The sequence below is a fragment of the Staphylococcus sp. EG-SA-2 genome (genome assembly GCF_017152085.1).
Map to the genome: position 1 here is coordinate 1 of NZ_JACYHC010000757.1, position 1,507 is coordinate 1,507.

At 35.6% G+C, this 1,507-nt stretch carries 2 protein-coding genes; both read left to right on the top strand.

The genetic code is table 11. From position 1 onward, the window contains the following. Nucleotides 1-412: redox-sensitive transcriptional regulator HypR (hypR, locus tag IDG60_RS27535; protein WP_164825915.1), on the top strand; the 412-nt coding region annotated here is incomplete at its 5' end. Continuing rightward, a partial coding sequence (locus IDG60_RS27540) for an FAD-dependent oxidoreductase (protein ID WP_206160806.1) occupies nt 399-1,507 on the top strand: 1,109 nt, incomplete at its 3' end. The genes hypR and IDG60_RS27540, both read left to right, overlap by 14 nt.

The following is a 1,507-nucleotide window of genomic DNA, read 5'->3' on the forward strand; positions in this document are numbered from 1 at the left end:
TGTATTAGCTTTTTTAACTAAGCATCATTCAGAAAAATTCAATAGTAGTTCATTAGCAGAATTAACTTGTTTAAATCCTGTTCAATTACGACGCGTGACGACTCAACTTGTCGATTTAAAAATGATTGACACAATACGAGGTAAAGATGGCGGTTATTTAGCAAATGATCAAAGTGCTGATGTCTCTCTAGCAACATTATATAAACATTTTGTCTTAGAGAAAGAACACCACACACGTCTATTTACTGGCGACGAAGGCAGTCACTGTCAAATTGCTCGTAATATTGCAACTACCATGTCACATTATCAGCAAGACGAACAGAATATCATTATTAATTTTTATAATGAAAAAACAATCAAAGATGTCATTGAAGACATTCAAAAGGAGGATTTATGTCATGAAAACATATGATTTAATTGTAATAGGATTTGGGAAAGCTGGTAAAACTTTAGCGAAATATGCTGCATCAACAGGTCAACACGTCGCAGTTATCGAACAATCTTCGAAAATGTATGGCGGCACTTGTATAAATATAGGATGTATACCTTCGAAGACACTTGTACATGATGGATTAGAAGGCAAATCTTTTGAAGCAAGTTATAACCGTAAAAACGATGTTGTCAATGCGCTAAACAATAAAAATTACCACTTATTAGCAGACGATAACAACATTGATGTATTGGATTTTAAAGCGCAGTTTAAATCTAATACTGAAGTGAATTTATTAGATCAGCATGGCGATATCGTCGATAGTATTACTGCACCTCATATCATTATTAATACCGGTGCTACCTCTATCATTCCTAACATAAAAGGCCTTGATCAAGCTAAACATGTCTTCGATTCAACAGGTTTATTAAACATTAGCTATCAACCTAAGCATCTCGTTATTGTAGGTGGCGGTTATATTGCCTTAGAATTTGCTTCAATGTTTGCGAATTTAGGTAGTAAGGTAACAGTATTAGAACGTGGTGAATCATTTATGCCACGCGAAGATCAAGATGTCGTTGCACATGCTATTACTGACTTAGAAAATAAAGGCATTGCATTGCATACAAATGTTGAAACGACTGAATTGTCATCTGACGATCATCATACAACAGTCCGTACTAATGTTGGCAACTTTGAGGCTGATGCAGTACTTTTGGCTATCGGGCGCAAACCGAATACAGCCTTAGCTTTAGAAAATACTGATATCGAATTAGGTGATAGAGGCGAAATTAAAGTCAATGCTCAACTTCAAACATCTGTGCCACATATTTATGCTGCAGGTGATGTTAAAGGCGGACTTCAATTTACGTATATATCTTTAGATGATTATCGAATTATCAAATCAGCGTTATATGGTAATCAGTCACGTACGACTGACAATAGAGGTAGCGTGCCTTATACAGTATTTATAGATCCACCATTATCACGTGTTGGATTAACTAGTAAAGAAGCTGCCGCTCAACATTATGATTACACTGAACATCAACTTTTAGTAAGTGCTATACCTCGTCACAA